The organism is Pseudomonas sivasensis (assembly GCF_013778505.1).
Taxonomy (GTDB): Bacteria; Pseudomonadota; Gammaproteobacteria; order Pseudomonadales; family Pseudomonadaceae; genus Aquipseudomonas; species Aquipseudomonas sivasensis.
This window is the reverse complement of record NZ_JAAOWU010000001.1, coordinates 577,089-595,707: the sequence shown is the minus strand read 5'-3', so window position 1 is coordinate 595,707 and position 18,619 is coordinate 577,089. Positions and strand designations below refer to the sequence as shown.

At 57.4% G+C, this 18,619-nt stretch carries 15 protein-coding genes; 9 read left to right on the top strand and 6 right to left on the bottom strand.

All coding sequences use genetic code 11. From position 1 onward, the window contains the following. Positions 1-66 precede the first annotated feature (66 nt). The 3 genes from G9Q84_RS02670 to G9Q84_RS02660 all read right to left on the bottom strand — a co-directional run bounded on the left by G9Q84_RS02670 (position 67) and on the right by G9Q84_RS02660 (position 5,869). A complete protein-coding gene (locus tag G9Q84_RS02670) occupies positions 67-1,668 on the bottom strand; it encodes an ABC transporter substrate-binding protein (RefSeq protein ID WP_181642851.1) in 1,602 nt (533 codons plus the stop codon). Positions 1,669-1,779: 111 nt separating this feature from the next. Further along, positions 1,780-4,284, bottom strand: coding sequence for a hypothetical protein (locus G9Q84_RS02665; protein WP_242461385.1), 2,505 nt, complete (start codon positions 4,282-4,284; stop codon positions 1,780-1,782). An 880-nt stretch (positions 4,285-5,164) separates the two neighbouring features. Next, the gene (locus G9Q84_RS02660; protein WP_095183826.1) at positions 5,165-5,869 is read right to left on the bottom strand and encodes an SIMPL domain-containing protein; all 705 of its coding nucleotides are present in this window, start codon (positions 5,867-5,869) and stop codon (positions 5,165-5,167) included. Between the two features lie 396 nt (positions 5,870-6,265). Here G9Q84_RS02660 and G9Q84_RS02655 point away from each other — a divergent pair, with 396 nt between their 5' ends. The 3 genes from G9Q84_RS02655 to G9Q84_RS02645 all read left to right on the top strand — a co-directional run bounded on the left by G9Q84_RS02655 (position 6,266) and on the right by G9Q84_RS02645 (position 9,903). After that, on the top strand, positions 6,266-7,528 hold the full coding sequence (locus tag G9Q84_RS02655) for an ATP-binding protein (protein WP_032886234.1): 1,263 nt from the start codon (positions 6,266-6,268) through the stop codon (positions 7,526-7,528). After that, entirely contained in the window at positions 7,521-8,081 is a 561-nt protein-coding gene (locus G9Q84_RS02650; protein ID WP_003171731.1) for a response regulator transcription factor, read from the top strand. The genes G9Q84_RS02655 and G9Q84_RS02650 overlap by 8 nt, the downstream gene beginning before the upstream one ends. A 97-nt stretch (positions 8,082-8,178) precedes the next feature. Continuing rightward, positions 8,179-9,903 carry an ABC transporter ATP-binding protein/permease gene (locus G9Q84_RS02645; protein ID WP_181642850.1) on the top strand — a complete coding sequence of 575 codons (1,725 nt, stop codon included), beginning with the start codon at positions 8,179-8,181 and terminating at the stop codon, positions 9,901-9,903. Between the two features lie 167 nt (positions 9,904-10,070). Here the strand turns inward: G9Q84_RS02645 and G9Q84_RS02640 are convergent, their stop codons facing one another. Next, entirely contained in the window at positions 10,071-10,508 is a 438-nt protein-coding gene (locus G9Q84_RS02640) for a Z-ring associated ZapG family protein (RefSeq protein ID WP_032886236.1), read from the bottom strand. A gap of 147 nt (positions 10,509-10,655) precedes the next feature. On the opposite strand from G9Q84_RS02640, the gene G9Q84_RS02635 reads away from it, so the two are divergent. The 3 genes from G9Q84_RS02635 (at position 10,656) to zapE (ending at position 13,839) form a co-directional block, all read left to right on the top strand. Continuing rightward, positions 10,656-11,285 carry an alpha/beta hydrolase gene (locus G9Q84_RS02635; protein ID WP_095183828.1) on the top strand — a complete coding sequence of 210 codons (630 nt, stop codon included), beginning with the start codon at positions 10,656-10,658 and terminating at the stop codon, positions 11,283-11,285. 24 nt (positions 11,286-11,309) lie between these two features. Beyond that, positions 11,310-12,665, top strand: coding sequence for a tryptophan--tRNA ligase (locus tag G9Q84_RS02630; RefSeq protein ID WP_181642849.1), 1,356 nt, complete (start codon positions 11,310-11,312; stop codon positions 12,663-12,665). Positions 12,666-12,744: 79 nt separating this feature from the next. Beyond that, positions 12,745-13,839, top strand: a complete 1,095-nt coding sequence (zapE, locus tag G9Q84_RS02625; protein WP_032886239.1) for a cell division protein ZapE — start codon at positions 12,745-12,747, stop codon at positions 13,837-13,839. Positions 13,840-13,951: 112 nt separating this feature from the next. On the opposite strand, the gene G9Q84_RS02620 is transcribed toward zapE, so the two are convergent. Further along, positions 13,952-14,872, bottom strand: coding sequence for a GlxA family transcriptional regulator (locus tag G9Q84_RS02620; RefSeq protein ID WP_177326430.1), 921 nt, complete (start codon positions 14,870-14,872; stop codon positions 13,952-13,954). Between the two features lie 220 nt (positions 14,873-15,092). Between G9Q84_RS02620 and G9Q84_RS02615 the strand changes: the two genes are divergently transcribed. Then, a complete protein-coding gene (locus G9Q84_RS02615) occupies positions 15,093-16,229 on the top strand; it encodes an acyl-CoA dehydrogenase family protein (protein WP_181642848.1) in 1,137 nt (378 codons plus the stop codon). 105 nt (positions 16,230-16,334) lie between these two features. On the opposite strand, the gene G9Q84_RS02610 is transcribed toward G9Q84_RS02615, so the two are convergent. Continuing rightward, positions 16,335-17,375, bottom strand: coding sequence for an NADP(H)-dependent aldo-keto reductase (locus tag G9Q84_RS02610; protein WP_032886242.1), 1,041 nt, complete (start codon positions 17,373-17,375; stop codon positions 16,335-16,337). Positions 17,376-17,623: 248 nt separating this feature from the next. On the opposite strand from G9Q84_RS02610, the gene rplM reads away from it, so the two are divergent. Beyond that, complete coding sequence (gene rplM / locus G9Q84_RS02605; protein WP_003171742.1) at positions 17,624-18,052, top strand: 50S ribosomal protein L13; 429 nt, start codon at positions 17,624-17,626, stop codon at positions 18,050-18,052. 14 nt (positions 18,053-18,066) lie between these two features. After that, on the top strand, positions 18,067-18,459 hold the full coding sequence (gene rpsI, locus G9Q84_RS02600; RefSeq protein WP_003216038.1) for a 30S ribosomal protein S9: 393 nt from the start codon (positions 18,067-18,069) through the stop codon (positions 18,457-18,459). The last annotated feature ends 160 nt before the right edge of the window (positions 18,460-18,619 follow it).

The following is an 18,619-nucleotide window of genomic DNA, read 5'->3' as shown; positions in this document are numbered from 1 at the left end:
CGGTGCGCAGGGCGCACCAAAAAAGCCCAACCAAGGCGTCTAGCGCACTTGGTTGGGGCGTCGCTGTTACTTATCTAGACTCACGCCGTAGAAGGGCGTCAGGCCAAACGGGCTGATCTTGAAGTCTTTGACTTCTTTGCGCAGGGGTTGGAAAACCGTCGAGTTTGCAATAGGCGTTATAGGTACTTGTTCTTTAAGAATTTTTTGCGCCTGTTGATACCACTTGATGCGCTGCTCACGGTCACTGCTGACCTTTGCTTGCTGCACCAGCTTGTCGTAGGCCGGGTTACACCATTTGGCGTAGTTGCTGCCCTTCACCGCGGCACAACTGTAGAGCACGCCGAGCCAGTTATCCGGGTCGCCGTTGTCACCGGTCCAGCCGTAAATCATCGCGTCGTGCTCGCCATTTTTGGCGCGCTTGATGTACTCGCCCCATTCATAACTGACGATATTGGCCTTGATGCCCACTTTTTCCCAATCCTGCTGGATCATCTGTGCCGACATGCGCGCATTCGGGTTGGACGCGCGTTGTACAGTCATCGCCCATAGGTTGATGGTGGTACCGGGTGCAACCCCTGCTTCTTTAAGTAGCGCCTTGGCTTTGGTGGGATCGTAAGGGGCGTCCTTGATGGTGGGGTCATAAGACCACTGCGCCGGTGGCAGTGCGTTCTGCGCCAATTGTCCGGCGCTCTGGTACACGGCCTTGATGATCGCCGGCTTGTCGATCGCCATGTCCAGGGCCTGGCGCACCTTGAGCTGGTCCAGTGGCGGGTGGGTCACGTTGTACGCCAGGAAGCCCAGGTTGAACCCGGCTTGCTGCAGCACGCGCAAATTCGGGTCTTGTTTCATCACTTCGATATCGGCGGGGCGCGGGTAACCGCTGACCTGGCATTCGCCGGCCTTGAGTTTTTGCAGGCGCGACGCCGCATCCGGGGTGATGGCGAACACCAGGTTATCGAGCTTTACGTCCTCGGGTTTCCAATACTGTTTATTGGCCACGTAGCGAATCTGCGAGTCCTTTTGGTAGCGCTTGAACACAAATGGTCCAGTGCCCACCGGCTTCTGATTGATGTCCGAGGCTGCGCCTTGCTTGAGCAATTGCGCGGCGTACTCGGCGGACTGCACCGAGGCAAAGCTCATGGCCAGGTTTTGCACGAAGGACGCATCGACGTTGTTCAGGTTGAAACGCACGGTATGTTCGTCGAGTTTTTCGACGTTTTTGATCGTGGTGTTCAGGCCCATGTCAGTGAAGTACGGCGATTCGGAAGGGTAGGCCTTGCGAAACGGACTGTCGGCATCGAGCAGCCGGTTGAAGGTGAACAGCACGTCTTCGGCATTGAAGTCACGGGTGGGCGTGAAGAAATCGGTGGTGTGGAACTTGACGCCATCGCGCAGGTGGAAGGTATACGTCAGGCCATCGCTGGACACATCCCAGCTTGTTGCCAGACCGGGTTCGACTGCGGTGCCACCGCGCTTGAATTGGGTCAGACGGTTGAAAACGGTTTCGGCGGAAGCATCAAAATCAGTACCGCTGGTGTACTGGCTGGGATCGAATCCGGCGGGGCTCGCTTCGGAGCAATAGACCAGGGTGCTGGCGGCCTGGGCCATTGGCATGAACGCCAGCAGGCCGGCGGCGAGGAGGAGCGGTTTTAAGGCGATTCTTTCCATGGAGACCCCTGAAGTGGCAGGCATGTAACCGTAGCCAAATGAAAACGGCGGTGACCGAGGTTACCGCCGTTCAGGGGCGTCATGTAAGGGGGCGTTGTAGCCAGGCTTCGGCTATGGGGCGACCACTACTTCGATGTGAGTGGGGGCGTCTTTGTCGATCGTGAATAAACTATCCAGATCATTGCCTTCCCGGATCGTGAACGTTCTCTTGATGATCACCTCCACACCCGGAACACGGTTGATATCTTTTTCCGGGTTGGAGAGGTGCCCTTTGGAGGTGATCCGGACCGTCGTCACGCTATCGGACCCGCCATTAGACACGTCGTGATTGATGTGGAACTGGGTGTCGTCAGCGCCAAAGTAGTAGCCATCCTGCAGTACCGAACTGCCGTTCAATTCAATGGTGGCCGGGGCTATTGAGCCTTGATGGGCTACTTCGGAAATGCGCGCACGTAGGTCCGCATCAGCAATTGCGCTCTCAAACTGCCTGAGCCTCGCTTGCCTGATGCTTTCGGCCGAACCCGCCGTGGCGTCCAGTTGCAGGGTCTCGGTTAGCCCATTTTCGGTCGAGGTGACGCTGTAGGGATTGCGGTTTATATCCAAAACAAAGTTGGGTGAGTATTCGCTGGAGCTGTGTTCCGTGAGCTGTGCCTTCTCACCCGATTCAACGGAAAATCCAGTCTCGTCGATGTTCCAAAACACCTTGAAATTCGCTCTGGGGCGGCCTCCGCTGACCTCGAAATTGGTAGTGGCGAAGTCGTAGTTGGTTCCCGCTTTGATTTTCAAGAATTCATCGACTCTTGCGGAACCTTCCATCTGTTTGCCGTCGGTATTGAGGAAATGATTGGCAAAGGACGGTGTGGGCTTTATTTCCTCGATTTGTGGGGGTGAGATGCTGCGCCCCCAGGGCAACCTGATACCGCCGTTTCCTTTGGCCGACACCCATTCGCCATTGCCCGAAGAGTGGACTGTCGTCACTGGCAGTCTGGTTTCGCGGTCAATGATCTGCACATAGTTGTTGCTCAGTTTGAAATCCTCCCGGATCTCGTACACCTTGCTGGTGCCGGTTGCGTCGGCGTAGCGGATGAGCCAGCGGTCGGCGCCTGTGCTCGCATCTTTGATCTGATAAATACCCTTGGCGTTGGGTGCAGTGTTTTTGATCAGTTGCTCGCCGTCCGGCACCGCGTGCTGGCTGATGTTCCCCGCTTGGCTGGGGCGCAGCCGGTTGCCAGGCAGTCCTTTAGTTGGAACGCTGATGTCATCGGTATTTTTTGGGGGCTTGGGAGCGTTCACGAACTCAAAGTCGTGTGTCTGCGAGTTTCGCTTCCAGGTGTAATTTTCGGCACTCGGGAGGCCAGTACCCTTGAGGGTGTCACTCAGTCCGGACTCTACAGCGCCTGGAGCAAGTTCATGGGCTAATTGCAGGCTTGATATGACCGCTGCTGCATTGCCTCCCACACGATCTTCTGCCGTCATACCGTAGAGACCATCATGGACGCCGAATACGATGTTGCCCGTGTTACCAATGACAGGGACGTACCCGAATGTATTACCCCAGAAGTCTTTCGCAGACTTCCAGTCCTGCTGCGAGGAACCAAAGACTTCAGTCTGGTCGGACCATAACGCATTCTTGGCATTCACCGCTTGATAGTGAGAGGCCACGCCATTGTTCAAGGTGCCAAACTTCAACCGATAATCACCGCCTCGGGCTCGGGTGTAGTTAAATAGTTGCGCCGCCGGTATCTCCTCATCTGAAAGGAAGTTGTGATAACCAGGGAAGTGGGCATTGGCTCCTGAGATTAACGTATCAAGCACATAGGCCGCACTTGGCCAGTGCGAATCCTTGCCTCCTTGTATGTCTCGGGTATTAAAACTTCTCAGTAAGTTAGAGTGGTTGTCTTTAGCCCAGCTTGCAAAATCTGCATCACCATGTAACTCATGGACAGAACCATTCTTGATGTCAATCATTAACCCTTGGTTGGGCCGGTGTTCATAATTTCCATCATAAGGGGTGTACGCAATAAAGGCATATCCTGACATTGGATAGCCGTATACGTTTGGAATGATGACTTGCGAGTTGTTGTCCAGGGTGCGCGCGACCGCTTGTTGCCCTTGAGGGCTTAACTTGTTAAAGCTCCCTGTATCACTGCGCAGGCTTTGCAATGTTCCCTTTACAACATACGCGTCCGCTTCTCCAGAGATGGCCGCCAGTGGGGCCGAAGGATCGCGCATGGGTTTGGATACTTCATTTTCCCAATGATTTTGAAGGGTTTTACCAACCGACTCCAGTTGGTCGATCTTCCTTTTATCCTTCGCCGCTATATCCATTTCGTTGAAGTTGACCGGGCCGCCCCGTTGCACTTTATCGTGCGCTAAAGCACCTGCTGCAATTTCCCATGCAAAGTAGGTGCGCTCCGACCTGCTGCTCAGGTTTTCCGGCTTTCCCATTCCCGTGTAGGAAGAGAACGTCACTGTGAATTTTTCATGAGGGTCGTACCCCGCGGCCAATAAACCACCGCTGAAGTAGCCGGCGGGCTCCATGAACAGTCGGGCATTCTGGAAGTTAACGCTTCTTTCACCCTGATGGATGCTGGGTATTTTTTCAGTCAGCATCATGACGCGAAAAGCGTAATCATTGATGCGCTGCTTGCGTTCTTGCAGGGTGTAGCCAGCCGAAGGCGCAGATAAAGTGTCTGACCCATAAATCACTCTTGTTTGGACAGCTGCTTCAGGATTGCTGGGCGTGGCCGGACTCGTCGTATGGCGTGAGGTGCCCCTTCCGCTCTCAGTTATATTCTGTGAAGAGGGGGGAGCGCTGATTGAATGAGCATGGTGGCGATGTGCAGGTGGAAGTGGGGACGCTGAATGTATGTTCATTAAAGGCTCATTTTACTCGTGGATGTCATAGTGTTAATCGTCTGTCGCCAAGCAATAGCTTCGGTGTGACTATTGTTTTCAACTGCCGGTATTTTGGTGCTGGTTAGATTATGTTTCGCGTCGTTTCCATTGGGTTAACTCTCGCAATCCCATCATCCTTATGAGCGCTCGAATAATGTTTTCTATGTCGATCTATCAGGCATAAGTGTTTGTTCCGACTTCTTGGCGGTGCCTGGTTGCCCTGTGCCTGAATGGAGTTGTGTTGTAATTGAAATTTACGGTTTTCGTGTTTTGCGCCGAAGCATAAAAGTTGTGTGAATGGTTCCTGTTGGTGTGTTCGATTAGTTAAGCAGTGAGTTAGAAGTGGTTGGCTTAACTAAGTGGCAGCCCACAAGGCAACGGTTCAATTTTTATGTTGGCGTTTTATGTGCAATTTATTTTTAAGTATAGGTCTGCTTCGTTCGGGGGCAGCTGTATCGGCATCGCCCTCTTTGATAGCGGTGATCCTATTAAAGTGTGGTTTGTTTGACGGGCGCCGCTTGGCGTTATTGCATTGATGGAATGACAGGCAAAAAAAAGCGCAGCCATCAGGCTGCGCCGTTTTTATGAATTGAAACGGTTACTGCAAGACTTCGATCACCCCGTCGGCGCTCATGTTGACCTGGCTGGTACCGGCCTCGACTTCCGGCGTCGGTGCAGAATCCATCTCGGCGGCTTTCATCATCATCGCCCCGCGTGCGTAGGGTTGTGGATAACCATTGGTGTTGAAGTTCAGGTTGACGATTTTGTAACCCTTGCCGCCCAGGGCGTCGGTGGCCAGTTGTGCGCGCGCTTTGAAGGCAGCCACCGCGTCCTTGAGCAGGGCGTCTTCGCTGGCCTTGCGGGTGCTGTCGGCGATCGCGAAATCCATGCTGTCCATTTTCAGGGTGCTCAGCAGCTCGCCTGTGAGTTTGGACAGTGCCGGGAAGTCCGCGCTTTCCAGACGCAGTTCGGCACGTTCACGCCAGCCGGTAATTTTCTGGGTCTTGTTGTCGTAGATCGGGTAGCTGTTGCGGCTGCCCTGGCGCAGAGTCACAGCCTTGACTTCACGAGCCTGGCCCAGCGCTGTGTTCATGGCGGTGGTGATAGTGGCGGCGAGTTTGGCCGGGTCACTGTTCTGGGACTCGGTGTAGAGCGTAACGATCATCTTGTCGCGGGCCACTTCCTGGCTGACTTCGGCACGCAGAGAGATCTGGTTGTAATGCAGCTCATCGGCGGCCAGCGCCGGAAGGCTGGCCAGCGCGCTGAGGGTGAGAACGGCTGCACTGCGATTGAAACGAGACATGGAAGCTCCTTGGGATATTCGTGTTCGGTATGACTGTAGACGGCGACGTGGGGTTCTTCGGGTTTACACAATACAAACAAATTGTAGAAGGGCCGTTTGCCAGGCTCAGCGACTGCGCCTTGCCGGGTGGAAGCGGTGGGCCTGTAGCTGAGGTTCTATTTCAGAACTTCCGCAACCAGCCCTCGGTCCTGCTGTGATCAAGTACAGTCTTGGGCACCGCCTGAGTGACGCGTGGGAAATGCGCCTTGGGTGGTCCGTCGTTCACGGCGGTTCCTGAATGAATGCCGCAAAATATGTGTGCGAAGGTGCTGTGGCGGTTTGCCGCACGCACCCTGCCATCGTCGTGTCTTGGTTATACTCGATGCGATCTACCCGCTGCGCTCACCGGGAGAGCTCATGCTCGCCGCCGTAAAACTGACTTCCGCCACCCGCCAGAATCTCTGGCGCCTGACGTTCATTCGTACCCTGGTACTGGCCGCACAGGCCGGTTCGGTCGGGCTTGCCTATTGGTTCGACCTGCTGCCGCTGCCGTGGCTACAACTGGGCGTGACCCTTGGTTTCTCTATCGTGCTGTGCGTGTTCACTGCCATCCGCTTGCGCACTACATGGCCGGTGACCGAACTCGAATACGCGCTGCAACTGGCCTGCGATCTGTTTATCCACAGTGTGTTGCTGTATTTCTCCGGTGGCTCCACCAACCCGTTCGTGTCTTATTACCTGGTGCCGTTGACCATCGCCGCCGTGACGTTGCCGTGGCGCTACTCGGTGGTGCTGTCGGGTATCGCCCTGACCCTCTACACCTTGCTGCTGGCACAGTTCTACCCGCTGCAAACGTTCCCAATTGCCCGGGAAAACCTTCAGATCTATGGGATGTGGCTGAGTTTTGCCCTGTCTGCCGCCGTCATTACCTTCTTCGCCGCGCGCATGGCCGAAGAACTGCGCCGCCAGGAAGAACTGCGCGCCATTCGCCGTGAAGAAGGCCTGCGCGACCAGCAACTGCTGGCCGTTGCCACCCAGGCCGCCGGAGCCGCCCACGAGTTGGGTACACCGCTGGCCACCATGAGCGTGCTGCTTAACGAAATGGTTCAGGACCACCCCGATCCTGCGCTGCAAGAAGACCTCGGCGTATTGCGCGAGCAGGTCAAGCAGTGCAAGCAGACTTTGCAGCAATTGGTGCGCGCCGCCGAAGCCAATCGCCGCCTGGCGGTGGAGATGCAGGACGTGACACAGTGGCTCGACGAAGCGCTCAACCGCTGGCACCTGATGCGTCCCGAAGCCAGTTATCGTTTCAGTCTGCTGGGGCAGGGCACCGTACCGCGCATGGCGCCGCCGCCGGATCTGACTCAGGCGCTGCTCAATCTGCTGAACAATGCTGCCGACGCCTGCCCGGAAGGCCTTGGCGTACAGTTGGATTGGGACGCAGAAAACGTGACCATCAGCATTCGTGACCACGGCGCCGGCGTGCCGCTGGCTATTGCCGAGCAGATCGGCAAACCTTTCTTTACCACCAAGGGCAAAGGCTTCGGCTTGGGCCTGTTTTTGAGCAAGGCCAGCGTGACCCGCGCGGGTGGCTCAGTGAAGCTCTATAGTCATGAGGAAGGCGGTACGCTCACCGAGCTGCGCCTGCCCCGTGTTGCACGAGGAGATATCGATGAGTGACGAGATCCAAGTCGAAGGCGAAGAACTGCCGCACCTGCTGCTGGTAGATGACGACGCTACCTTTACCCGCGTGATGGCGCGCGCCATGAGCCGTCGCGGCTTTCGTGTGAGCACCGCAGGTTCGGCTGAAGAAGGCCTGACCATCGCACAGGCCGATTTGCCGGACTACGCCGCGCTCGACCTGAAGATGGACGGCGACTCCGGTCTGGTGCTGCTGCCCAAGCTGCTGGAACTCGACCCGGAAATGCGCGTGGTGATTCTCACCGGTTACTCCAGCATCGCCACCGCCGTCGAGGCCATCAAGCGCGGCGCCTGCAATTACCTGTGCAAACCGGCGGACGCCGACGATGTGCTGGCCGCCTTACTCTCCGAGCATGCCGACCTCGACACCCTGGTACCGGAAAACCCGATGTCGGTGGACCGCCTGCAGTGGGAGCACATTCAGCGTGTCCTGACCGAGCACGAAGGCAACATCTCCGCTACCGCCCGCGCCCTGGGCATGCACCGCCGCACCCTGCAACGCAAGCTGCAGAAACGTCCGGTACGACGCTGAACCTAGGCTGAACAACCCGCTTCAGGCCGCACGGAGCCCTGAACCGATCAACTATGATCGGTTCAAACGCCTGCCTTCTTTCCTACGAGCCTGAACGATGAATCAGAACGCTGAGTACTCTGCGGTCAACGACGCTGTTCGTGGGCAATTTTTTCGGCGAACCTGGGCGATGATCACGCCCTATTGGCACAGTGAAGAGAAAGGTAAGGCCTGGTTGTTGCTGGCAGCGGTGATCGCCCTGTCGCTGTTCAGCGTGGCGATTTCCGTGTGGCTCAACCACTGGTACAAGGACTTCTACAACGCCCTTGAGAACAAAGACACCGCCGCTTTCTGGCAGCAGATCGGCTATTTTTGCGGCATCGCAGCGGTGGCCATTCTCGCCGCGGTGTACCGTCTTTACCTGACGCAGATGCTGACCATTCGCTGGCGGGCGTGGCTCACTGAAAAGCATTTTGCGCGTTGGCTAAGCCAAAAAAACTACTACCAGCTGGAGCAGGGCGGTTACACCGACAACCCGGACCAGCGTATTTCGGAAGACCTCAATAGCTTCACCTCGAACACGTTAAGTCTTGGCCTCGGGCTGCTGCGCAATGTCGTCAGCCTCGTGTCCTTCTCCGTCATCCTTTGGGGCGTGTCGGGTAGCATTGAGGTGTTCGGCATCACCATCCCCGGCTACATGTTCTGGTGTGCGTTAGTTTACGCCGGTGTCGGCAGTTGGTTGACCCATCTGATCGGTCGCCGCTTGATTGGCTTGAGCAACCAACAACAACGTTTCGAAGCTGACCTGCGTTTCTCCATGGTGCGGGTGCGCGAGAATGCCGAGAGCATTGCCCTGTACAACGGCGAGCCCAACGAGAACCAGCGCTTGAGCGCGCGTTTCGGCAAGGTCTGGCACAACTTCTGGGACATCATGAAGGTGTCCAAGCGCCTGACATTCTTCACCGCCGGCTATGAGCAGATTGCGATTGTCTTTGCATTTGTCGTGGCCGCGCCACGGTACTTTGCCGGCAAGATCGAACTGGGTGAGCTCATGCAAATCAACTCGGCGTTCGGCAACGTGCAAAGTAACTTCAGCTGGTTTATCAGTGCTTACACCGACCTGGCCGCCTGGCGTGCTACCAGTGACCGTCTGCTGAGCTTCCAGCAAGCCATGAGTGAAAACGAGCAACGCCCGGCAGCCATAGAGGTCAGCGCGGAGGGCGAGCGTCTGGTAGTGCAGGGCTTGGGCATGAACCTGAGCGATGGTCGCCACTTGCTGACCGACGCCAACATGATTGTTGAACCGGGCCAGCGCCTGATGCTCAGCGGCCGTTCCGGCAGCGGCAAAAGCACCTTGCTGCGCGCGATGGGCCATCTGTGGCTGGAGGGTTACGGCAGCATTCGCATGCCGGTGGCGCGTTATCTGTTCCTTCCGCAGAAGCCCTACCTGCCGATTGGTACGTTGAAATCCGTGTTGAGTTATCCACAGGACGACAGCACCTACCCGGCAGAACGTTATGCACAGGTCCTGGAAACCTGCCGCCTGCCGCACCTGGTCACGCGTTTGGACGAGGCCAACCACTGGCAACGCATGCTTTCACCGGGCGAGCAACAACGCCTGGCCTTTGCCCGTGCCTTGCTGTTCGCGCCGCAATGGCTGTACATGGACGAAGCGACCTCTGCGATGGATGAAGAGGATGAGGCGACGCTGTATAAGGCGCTGATCGATGAGTTGCCGGGGCTGAGCATTGTCAGTGTCGGCCACCGCAGCAGCCTCAAGCGCTTCCATGGGCGGCATGTGCGCATCGAGGCAGGGTGGCTTCAAGAACAGCCCGTGGCCTGAAAACCAATGTGGGAGGGGGCTTGCCCCCGATAGCTGTGTGTCAGTCTGCACATGTATCAACTGATCTACCGCTATCGGGGGCAAGCCCCCTCCCACAAGAGCGAGGCCCAACAAAAAGCCCGGTTGATCATCGATCAACCGGGCTTTTTTTATTGCTTGAAAATAACTTACTTCTTCAAGCCGTAATGCTCATCCAACATCCCTGGGGCGTTTGGCGTTTTTGGCGCGTAGTCCCTTGGTGGCTCCTGGTTTTCCCGAGGTGGGGTCAGGCGTTCCCGCGGAGTTTGCGGTGCATCGGAATGCAGCGCAGCCAGCAGACGCTGACGAGTGATGTCGTCGAGGGCGAGGCGGTTGGCGCCATCGGCGAGATGATCCTGTACTTCCTGATAGCTCTGAGTGAGCTTCTTGACCAGGTTTGCGGTGCTGTTGAAGTGGGTAACAACCTCGTTCTGATAACTGTCAAAACGTTCCTGAATGTCATCCAACTGACGCTGCGTGCGGTTAGGCGCGGCATTCGGCAGCAGGCGAGCAACCAGGAATCCAATGGCGACACCGGCAACCAGGGCAAGAGTCGGCAACAACCAAACTAAGAGCGAGTGTTCCACGAGTCCTTCCTCTATAAACGGCTTTGCTTTACGTTAACGGCTCAAACCTGCGCTGTATACCGCGATTAAGCTCGCAATGATGCCATGCACAGACTTTTAGCTAGACGAGTCGACCCTTTGAGAGGTCACGGAGTTCATTCCTTGCTCATGCGTGAAACCCCCGTTTTGATCGATGGCCCGGTAGGCCAATTGGAAGCCCTGTACCTGGATCACCCCGAGCCACGTGGCCTGGCGCTGATCTGCCACCCTAATCCGGTGCAGGGCGGGACCATGCTCAATAAAGTCGTTTCGACCCTGCAACGTACCGCCCGCGACGCCGGTTTGATTACGCTGCGTTTTAATTACCGTGGCGTCGGTGCGAGTGCCGGTACCCACGACATGGCCACTGGCGAAGTCGACGATGCTGAAGCGGCCGCTACCTGGCTGCGGGAAAAACATCCCGGACTGCCGATGACCTTACTTGGTTTTTCCTTCGGTGGTTATGTGGCAGCCAGCCTCGGTGGTCGCCTGGAAGCCAAGGGCGAAAAACTCGCACACCTGTTTATGGTCGCTGCCGCTGTGATGCGCCTGCGCGACACGGATGTACTGCCCCAAGGCTGCCCGTTGACCCTGATCCAGCCGGAAACCGACGAAGTGGTCGAGCCGCAACTCGTCTACGACTGGTCCGCGGCTCTGAATCGCCCCCATGAGCTGCTGAAAGTGGCAGAATGCGGACACTTTTTTCATGGCAAGCTGACCGATCTCAAGGATCTGGTACTGCCGCGCCTCTCGAATTGATAGCAGTCTGATAAGCGATTACCCATGACGACTCGTACCCGTATCCTCACCGGCATCACCACCACTGGCACGCCGCACCTGGGCAACTACGCCGGTGCGATCCGCCCGGCGATCCTGGCCAGCCAGGACGCCAACGCCGATTCCTTCTACTTCCTGGCCGACTACCACGCCCTGATCAAATGCGATGACCCGCAGCGCATCCAGCGCTCGCGTATGGAAATCGCTGCGACCTGGCTGGCCGGTGGCCTGGATGTGGATCGAGTGACCTTCTACCGGCAGTCCGACATTCCAGAGATCCCCGAGCTCACCTGGCTGCTGACCTGCGTCGCCGCCAAGGGCCTGCTCAACCGCGCCCACGCCTACAAGGCCTCGGTGGACAAGAACGTGGAAACCGGCGAAGACCCGGACGCGGGCATCACCATGGGCTTGTACAGCTATCCGGTGCTGATGGCGGCCGATATCCTGATGTTCAACGCACACAAAGTGCCGGTCGGCCGTGACCAGATCCAGCACGTGGAAATGGCCCGCGACATCGGCCAGCGGTTCAACCACCTGTTCGGTAACGGCAAAGAATTCTTCACCATGCCCGAGGCGTTGATCGAAGAAAGCGTCGCCACCTTGCCGGGCCTGGACGGCCGCAAGATGTCCAAGAGCTACGACAACACCATCCCGTTGTTCACCAGCGCCAAGGACATGAAGGACGCCATCTCGCGGATCGTCACCGATTCGCGCGCACCCGGCGAAGCCAAGGACCCGGACAACTCGCACCTGTTCACCCTCTATCAGGCGTTTGCCAGCAAGGCCCAGGAAGAAGAATTCCGCGGCGAGTTGCTGCAAGGCTTGGGCTGGGGCGAGGCCAAGAGTCGTCTGTTCCAGCTGTTGGACGGCCAACTGGGCGAAGCCCGCGAACGCTATCATCAACTGATGTCGCGCCCGTCGGACATGGAAGACCTGCTGCTGGTCGGCGCCAAGAAGGCCCGTGCCGTGGCCGCACCTTTCCTGGCCGAGTTGCGTGAGGCGGTTGGCTTGCGTTCATTCGTCGAGCAGGCTGCTGCTCCCGTCAGCACCAAGAAGAAAGCCGCAAAAGCAGCGCGCTTTGTGAGCTTTCGCGAAGACGACGGCAGCTTCCGCTTCCGCCTGTTGGCTGCCGATGGCGAGCAACTGCTGCTGTCGCGCAACTTTGCCGACGGTAAAGCCGCTGGCGCAGTGACCAAGCAGCTGCAAAGTGGCTTGATGCTGGACGTGCGTCCTGAAGCCTTGGGCTTCAGCGTTTGGCTGGACGGCGCGGCCGTGGCCGACAGCGCTCAGTTCGCCGACAGCGCGACCCGCGATGCCGCCATCCAAGCGTTGCGCATCGCGTTGACCCCAATCGAGGATTAACCCGACCAAGGGTTGATTGCCATTATCCAGGGCCGTCGTTACAGTGACGGCCCGTTTTTGTTGCCTTGCTAACGAAATTATGACGCCCCTAGAACGATATCAAGCTGATCTGAAACGCCCTGAGTTCTTCCATGACGCGGCCCAGGAAACGGCGGTGCGTCATTTGCAACGTCTGTACGACGACCTGGTCGCGGCCTCGCAAAGCAAGCCAGGGATGCTCAGCAAGCTGTTTGGCAAGAAAGACCATGCGCCGGTCAAAGGCCTGTATTTCTGGGGCGGCGTGGGCCGTGGCAAGACCTATCTGGTCGACACCTTCTTCGAAGCGCTGCCGTTCAAGGAAAAGGTCCGCACCCACTTCCACCGCTTCATGAAGCGTGTGCACGAAGAGATGAAGACCCTGCCGGGTGAGAAAAACCCGCTGACCATCATCGCCAAGCGCTTCTCCGATGAAGCGCGGGTGATCTGCTTCGATGAATTCTTCGTCTCCGATATCACCGACGCCATGATCCTTGGCACCCTGATGGAAGAGCTGTTCAAGAACGGCGTGACCCTGGTCGCCACCTCGAACATCGTGCCGGACGGCTTGTACAAAGACGGCCTGCAACGTGCGCGCTTCCTGCCAGCCATCGCGTTGATCAAGCAGAATACCGAGATCGTCAACGTCGACAGCGGTGTTGACTACCGCCTGCGCCATCTGGAGCAAGCGGAGCTGTTCCACTTCCCGCTGAATGAAGCCGCCCACGAAAGCCTGCGCAAAAGCTTTCGCGCGCTGACGCCGGAATGCACCCAGGCGGTGGAAAACGACAAGCTGATGATCGAGAACCGCGAAATCATCGCGCTGCGTACTTGCGATGACGTGGCCTGGTTCGAATTCCGCCAGTTGTGCGACGGTCCGCGTAGCCAGAACGACTACATCGAACTGGGCAAGATCTTCCACGCGGTGATCTTGAGCGGCGTGGAGCAGATGAGCGTCACCACCGACGACATCGCGCGCCGTTTTATCAACATGGTCGATGAGTTCTACGACCGTAACGTGAAGCTGATCATTTCGGCAGAAGTCGAGCTCAAGGACCTGTATACCGGCGGCCGCTTGAACTTTGAGTTCCAGCGCACACTGAGTCGCTTGCTTGAGATGCAGTCCCACGAGTTCCTGTCGCGCGGGCACAAACCCTAAGACCGACACAGTAAAAAATGCGGGAGGGGGCTTGCCCTCGATAGCGGTCTTTCAGTAACAGATGCACTGACTGATCCGCCGCTATCGGGAGCAAGCCCCCTCCCGCATTTGCTTACGCGGCCTGCTGGAACTGCTGGCGATATTGGTTTGGCGACAACTCCGTGTGTTGCCTGAACAACCGCGCAAAGAAACTCGCATCGTCGTAACCCACCTCATAACTGATGGTCTTGATGCTCTTGCGACTGCCCGAGAGTAGGCCTTTGGCCGTCTCGATACGCAGTCGTTGCAGGTAATGCAGCGGCTTATCGCCGGTGGCGGTCTGGAAGCGCCGCATGAAGTTGCGGATGCTCATGCCGTGCTCCCGGGCGACGTCTTCGAAGCGGAATTTGTCGGCAAAATGCTCTTCGAGCCAATGCTGGATCTGCAGGATTATCACGTCCTGGTGCAGCTTCTGCCCACCAAAGCCGATACGCCCCGGCGAGTAGCTGCGCTGCACTTCGTAGAGAATGTCACGGGCCACGGCCTGGGCGATGTTGGCGCCGCAGAAGCGTTCGATCAGGTAGATATACAGGTCGCACGCCGAGGTAGTGCCACCGGCGCAATACAGGTTGTCGGCGTCGGTGAGGTGCTTGTCCTGGTTGAGTTGGACCTTGGGAAAGCGCTCGCTGAATGCATTGAAGAAGCGCCAGTAGGTGGTCGCCTCCTTGCCATCGAGCAGTCCAGCTTCGGCCAGCCAGAACACCCCGGTGGCTTCGCCACAGAGCACGGCGCCGCGAGCGTGTTGATCACGCAGCCACGGCAGCACTTGGGGGTAGCGGGTGCACAGGGCGTCGAAGTCATCCCAGAAGGCCGGTAATACGATGATGTCGGCGTCTTCGAGGCCGCCGTCCACGGGCATGATCACATCGCTGAAGCTGCGCACCGATTGCCCATCCGGGCTCACCAGGCGTGTTTCAAACGCAGGCGTCAGGCCCAGGCCTTGCTGTTTGCCATAACGCAGGCTTGCGAGGTGGAAGAAATCCTTGGCTTGCATGAGGGTCGAAGCGAATACCCGATCAATGGCCAAAATGCTGACGCGCCTCAGGGGCGTGGAGATTTGGTTAGACATAATTTCATTTATTCTTATAGGGGAAAGTGGTCACCAGACGGCTGGATCGTCTTATTTTTTGTCGCATGTGTCCAGTGTCCTGTCATGCTTTCGCGGCATAGGCTCTGTGGGCTTGTTTTTGTCCGACAATCCACGCAGGTGACCCATGATTCCCAGAACTTTGTTCAGCCCAGAGCACGAACTCTTTCGCGAGAGCGTGCGCACCTTCCTCGAAAAAGACGCCGCGCCGTTCCATGGGCAATGGGAAAAACAGGGGTATATCGACCGCACTCTATGGAGCAAGGCAGGGGAGGCGGGGATGCTGTGCTCCCATCTTCCAGAGGCGTATGGCGGGTTGGGTGCGGACTTTCTCTACAGTGCGGTGGTGATTGAGGAGATCAGTCGGCTGGGCCTGACCGGTATTGGTTTCTCTCTGCATTCGGACATCGTCGCGCCTTATATCCTGCATTACGGCAGTGAGGCGCTGAAGCACAAATACCTGCCCAAATTGATCTCCGGCGAGATGGTCACCGCCATCGCAATGACCGAGCCGGGCGCCGGTTCCGACCTGCAAGGGGTCAAGACCACCGCCGTGCTGGATGGCGACGAGTATGTGATCAACGGCTCCAAGACCTTTATCACCAACGGCTATCTGGCTGAGCTGGTAATCGTCGTGGCCAAGACCGATCCCAAGGCCGGCGCGAAGGGGACCAGCCTGTTTCTGGTGGAGGCTGACACGCACGGCTTCGCCAAGGGCAAGCGGCTGGAGAAGGTCGGCATGAAGGCCCAGGACACCTCGGAGCTTTTCTTCCAGGACGTGCGGGTGCCCAAGGAAAACTTGTTGGGCCAGGCGGGCATGGGCTTCGCCTACTTGATGCAGGAGCTGCCCCAGGAGCGATTGACCGTGGCCATCGGCGCGATCACCTCAGCCGAAGCTGCGTTGCAATGGACGCTGGAGTACACCCGTGAACGCAAAGCGTTCGGCAAAGCGATTGCCGATTTCCAGAACACGCGGTTCAAGTTAGCGGAGATGGCGACTGAGATTCAGATCGGCAGAGTGTTTGTCGATAAATGCATGGCGCTGCACCTGGAGGGCAAGCTGGATGTGCCTACAGCTGCGATGGCTAAGTACTGGGCCACTGAGCTGCAATGCAAGGTGCTCGACGAATGCGTGCAGTTGCACGGCGGTTACGGCTTCATGTGGGAGTACCCGATTGCACGAGCCTGGGCGGATGCTCGGGTGCAGCGGATTTATGCGGGAACCAATGAGATCATGAAGGAGATCATTGCGCGGGCGCTTTGATTTTTTGCTGGTCTTGGAGCGTCATCGGGGGCGAGCCCCCTCCCACATGTGGAGTGCATGCCAATGTGGGAGGGGGCTTGCCCCCGATAGCGGTCTACAGATCAATCAAGGCGCAGGATTCGGATGATCCTTCTGAATCGCCTCAATCCCTTCCAGTACTTCCTTCGACAGCGTCAGATCAGCACTGGCGATGTTGCTGTCCAGTTGCTCCAGCGACGTTGCGCCAATAATGTTGCTGGTCACGAACGGTTGCTGGGTCACGAACGCCAACGCCATCTGCGCCGGGTCCAGGCCATGCTCCCGAGCCAGTGCAACATATCGGCTGCAAGCCGCTTCCGACTGCGGGTTGAAGTAACGGCTGAAACGGCTGTATTCCGTCAGACGCGCTTTCGCCGGGCGTGCACCACCTTCGTATTTCCCGCTGAGCATGCCGAATGCCAGGGGCGAGTAGGCCAGCAGGCCGCACTGTTCACGAATGGCGACTTCCGCCAGGCCCACTTCAAAGCTGCGGTTGAGCAGGTTGTAGGGATTCTGGATCGACACTGCACGGGGCCAGCCACGGGCTTCGGCCAAAGCGAGGAATTTCATGGTGCCCCATGGGGTTTCATTGGACAGGCCGATGTGGCGAATCTTGCCGGCTTTTACCTGTTCGTCCAGCGCTTCGAGGGTTTCTTCCAGTGGCGTGAGGTCGTCTTCGTCCTTGTGCTTGTAGCTCAGTTGGCCGAAGAAATTGGTGCTGCGCTCTGGCCAGTGCAATTGATAGAGGTCGATCCAGTCTGTTTGCAGGCGCTTGAGGCTGGCGTCCAAGGCGTCGACGATGTGCTTGCGGTTGTGGCGCAGGTGGCCATCGCGGATGTAGTCGATGGTGTTGCCGGGGCCGGCGATCTTGCTGGCGAGGATCCAGTCGGCACGGTCGCCACGGCTTTTGAAGTAATTACCGATATAACGCTCGGTGGTGGCATAGGTGTCGGCCTTGGGCGGCACCGGGTACATTTCGGCCGTGTCGAGGAAGTTGATCCCTGCGGCCTTGGCTCGCTCGATCTGCGCGAAGGCCTCTGCCTCGCTGTTTTGCTCGCCCCAGGTCATGGTGCCCAAGGCTATCGCGCTCACGTTCAGATCCGTACGGCCCAGCTGTCGATAATCCATCGGGTACTCCTTCGGGGAAAACAATCATAAAAGCAGGTTGAATTTTTTTTCGCAATCTGCATAATTGCCCACCTCTTTCTGCAGTGGAAGTGATGCGCCGCCTGCCGAAGAATCTTGCCGTTGAACGGACGCGCCGACCCGAGCCCCCGATAGCGTCTGTATCCGGCTGCCTTTGACTTGTCAAAGTACGCACTATTCAGTAAGATCCGCCGTCTAATTTACAGGGCGGCCCCTGAGGCTATTAAAGAATGACAACTTTTACTGCAAAACCGGAAACAGTTCAGCGCGACTGGTTTGTCGTCGACGCCGCTGGTCAGACCCTGGGTCGTCTGGCCACTGAAGTCGCCAGCCGTCTGCGTGGCAAGCACAAGCCTGAGTACACCCCTCACGTTGATACCGGTGACTACATCGTGATCATCAACGCTGAGCAGGTACGTGTTACCGGCAACAAAGCGCAAGACAAAATGTACTACCGTCACTCCGGTTTCCCAGGCGGTATCAAGTCTTCGAACTTCGAAGGCCTGATCTCCAAGAAGCCTGAAGCCCCGATCGAAATCGCGGTCAAAGGTATGCTGCCTAAGGGCCCACTGGGTCGCGATATGTTTCGCAAGCTGAAAGTCTATGCGGGCGCTGTACACCCTCATGCTGCTCAGCAGCCCCAAGAACTGAAGTTTTAACGGAATAGTTCATTATGTCGGCGACTCAAAATTACGGCACTGGCCGTCGCAAAACCGCAACCGCACGCGTTTTCCTGCGTCCGGGCACTGGCAACATCTCGATCAACAACCGCACTCTGGAAAATTTCTTCGGTCGCGAAACTGCCCGCATGGTAGTTCGTCAGCCGCTGGAACTGACCGAGACTGTTGAGAAGTTCGACATCTATGTCACCGTTATCGGTGGCGGTGTAAGTGGTCAAGCTGGCGCAATTCGCCACGGTATCACTCGCGCTCTGATGCAGTACGACGAAACCCTGCGTGGCGCTCTGCGCAAAGCTGGCTTCGTTACTCGCGATGCTCGTGAAGTTGAACGTAAGAAAGTCGGTCTGCGTAAAGCGCGTAAGCGTCCGCAGTACTCGAAGCGTTAATTCGCTTTACGTTCCACAAAAACGCCCAGCCTCCTCACGGAGCTGGGCGTTTTTTATTGCCTGCGATTTATCTAGATTTTTCGCCGTGACAACTTGCCACATCCGTAGACCCCCTATACTACAAGGCCTGGAGGCAGAGCCTCGGGCAATTCCCTTGTCA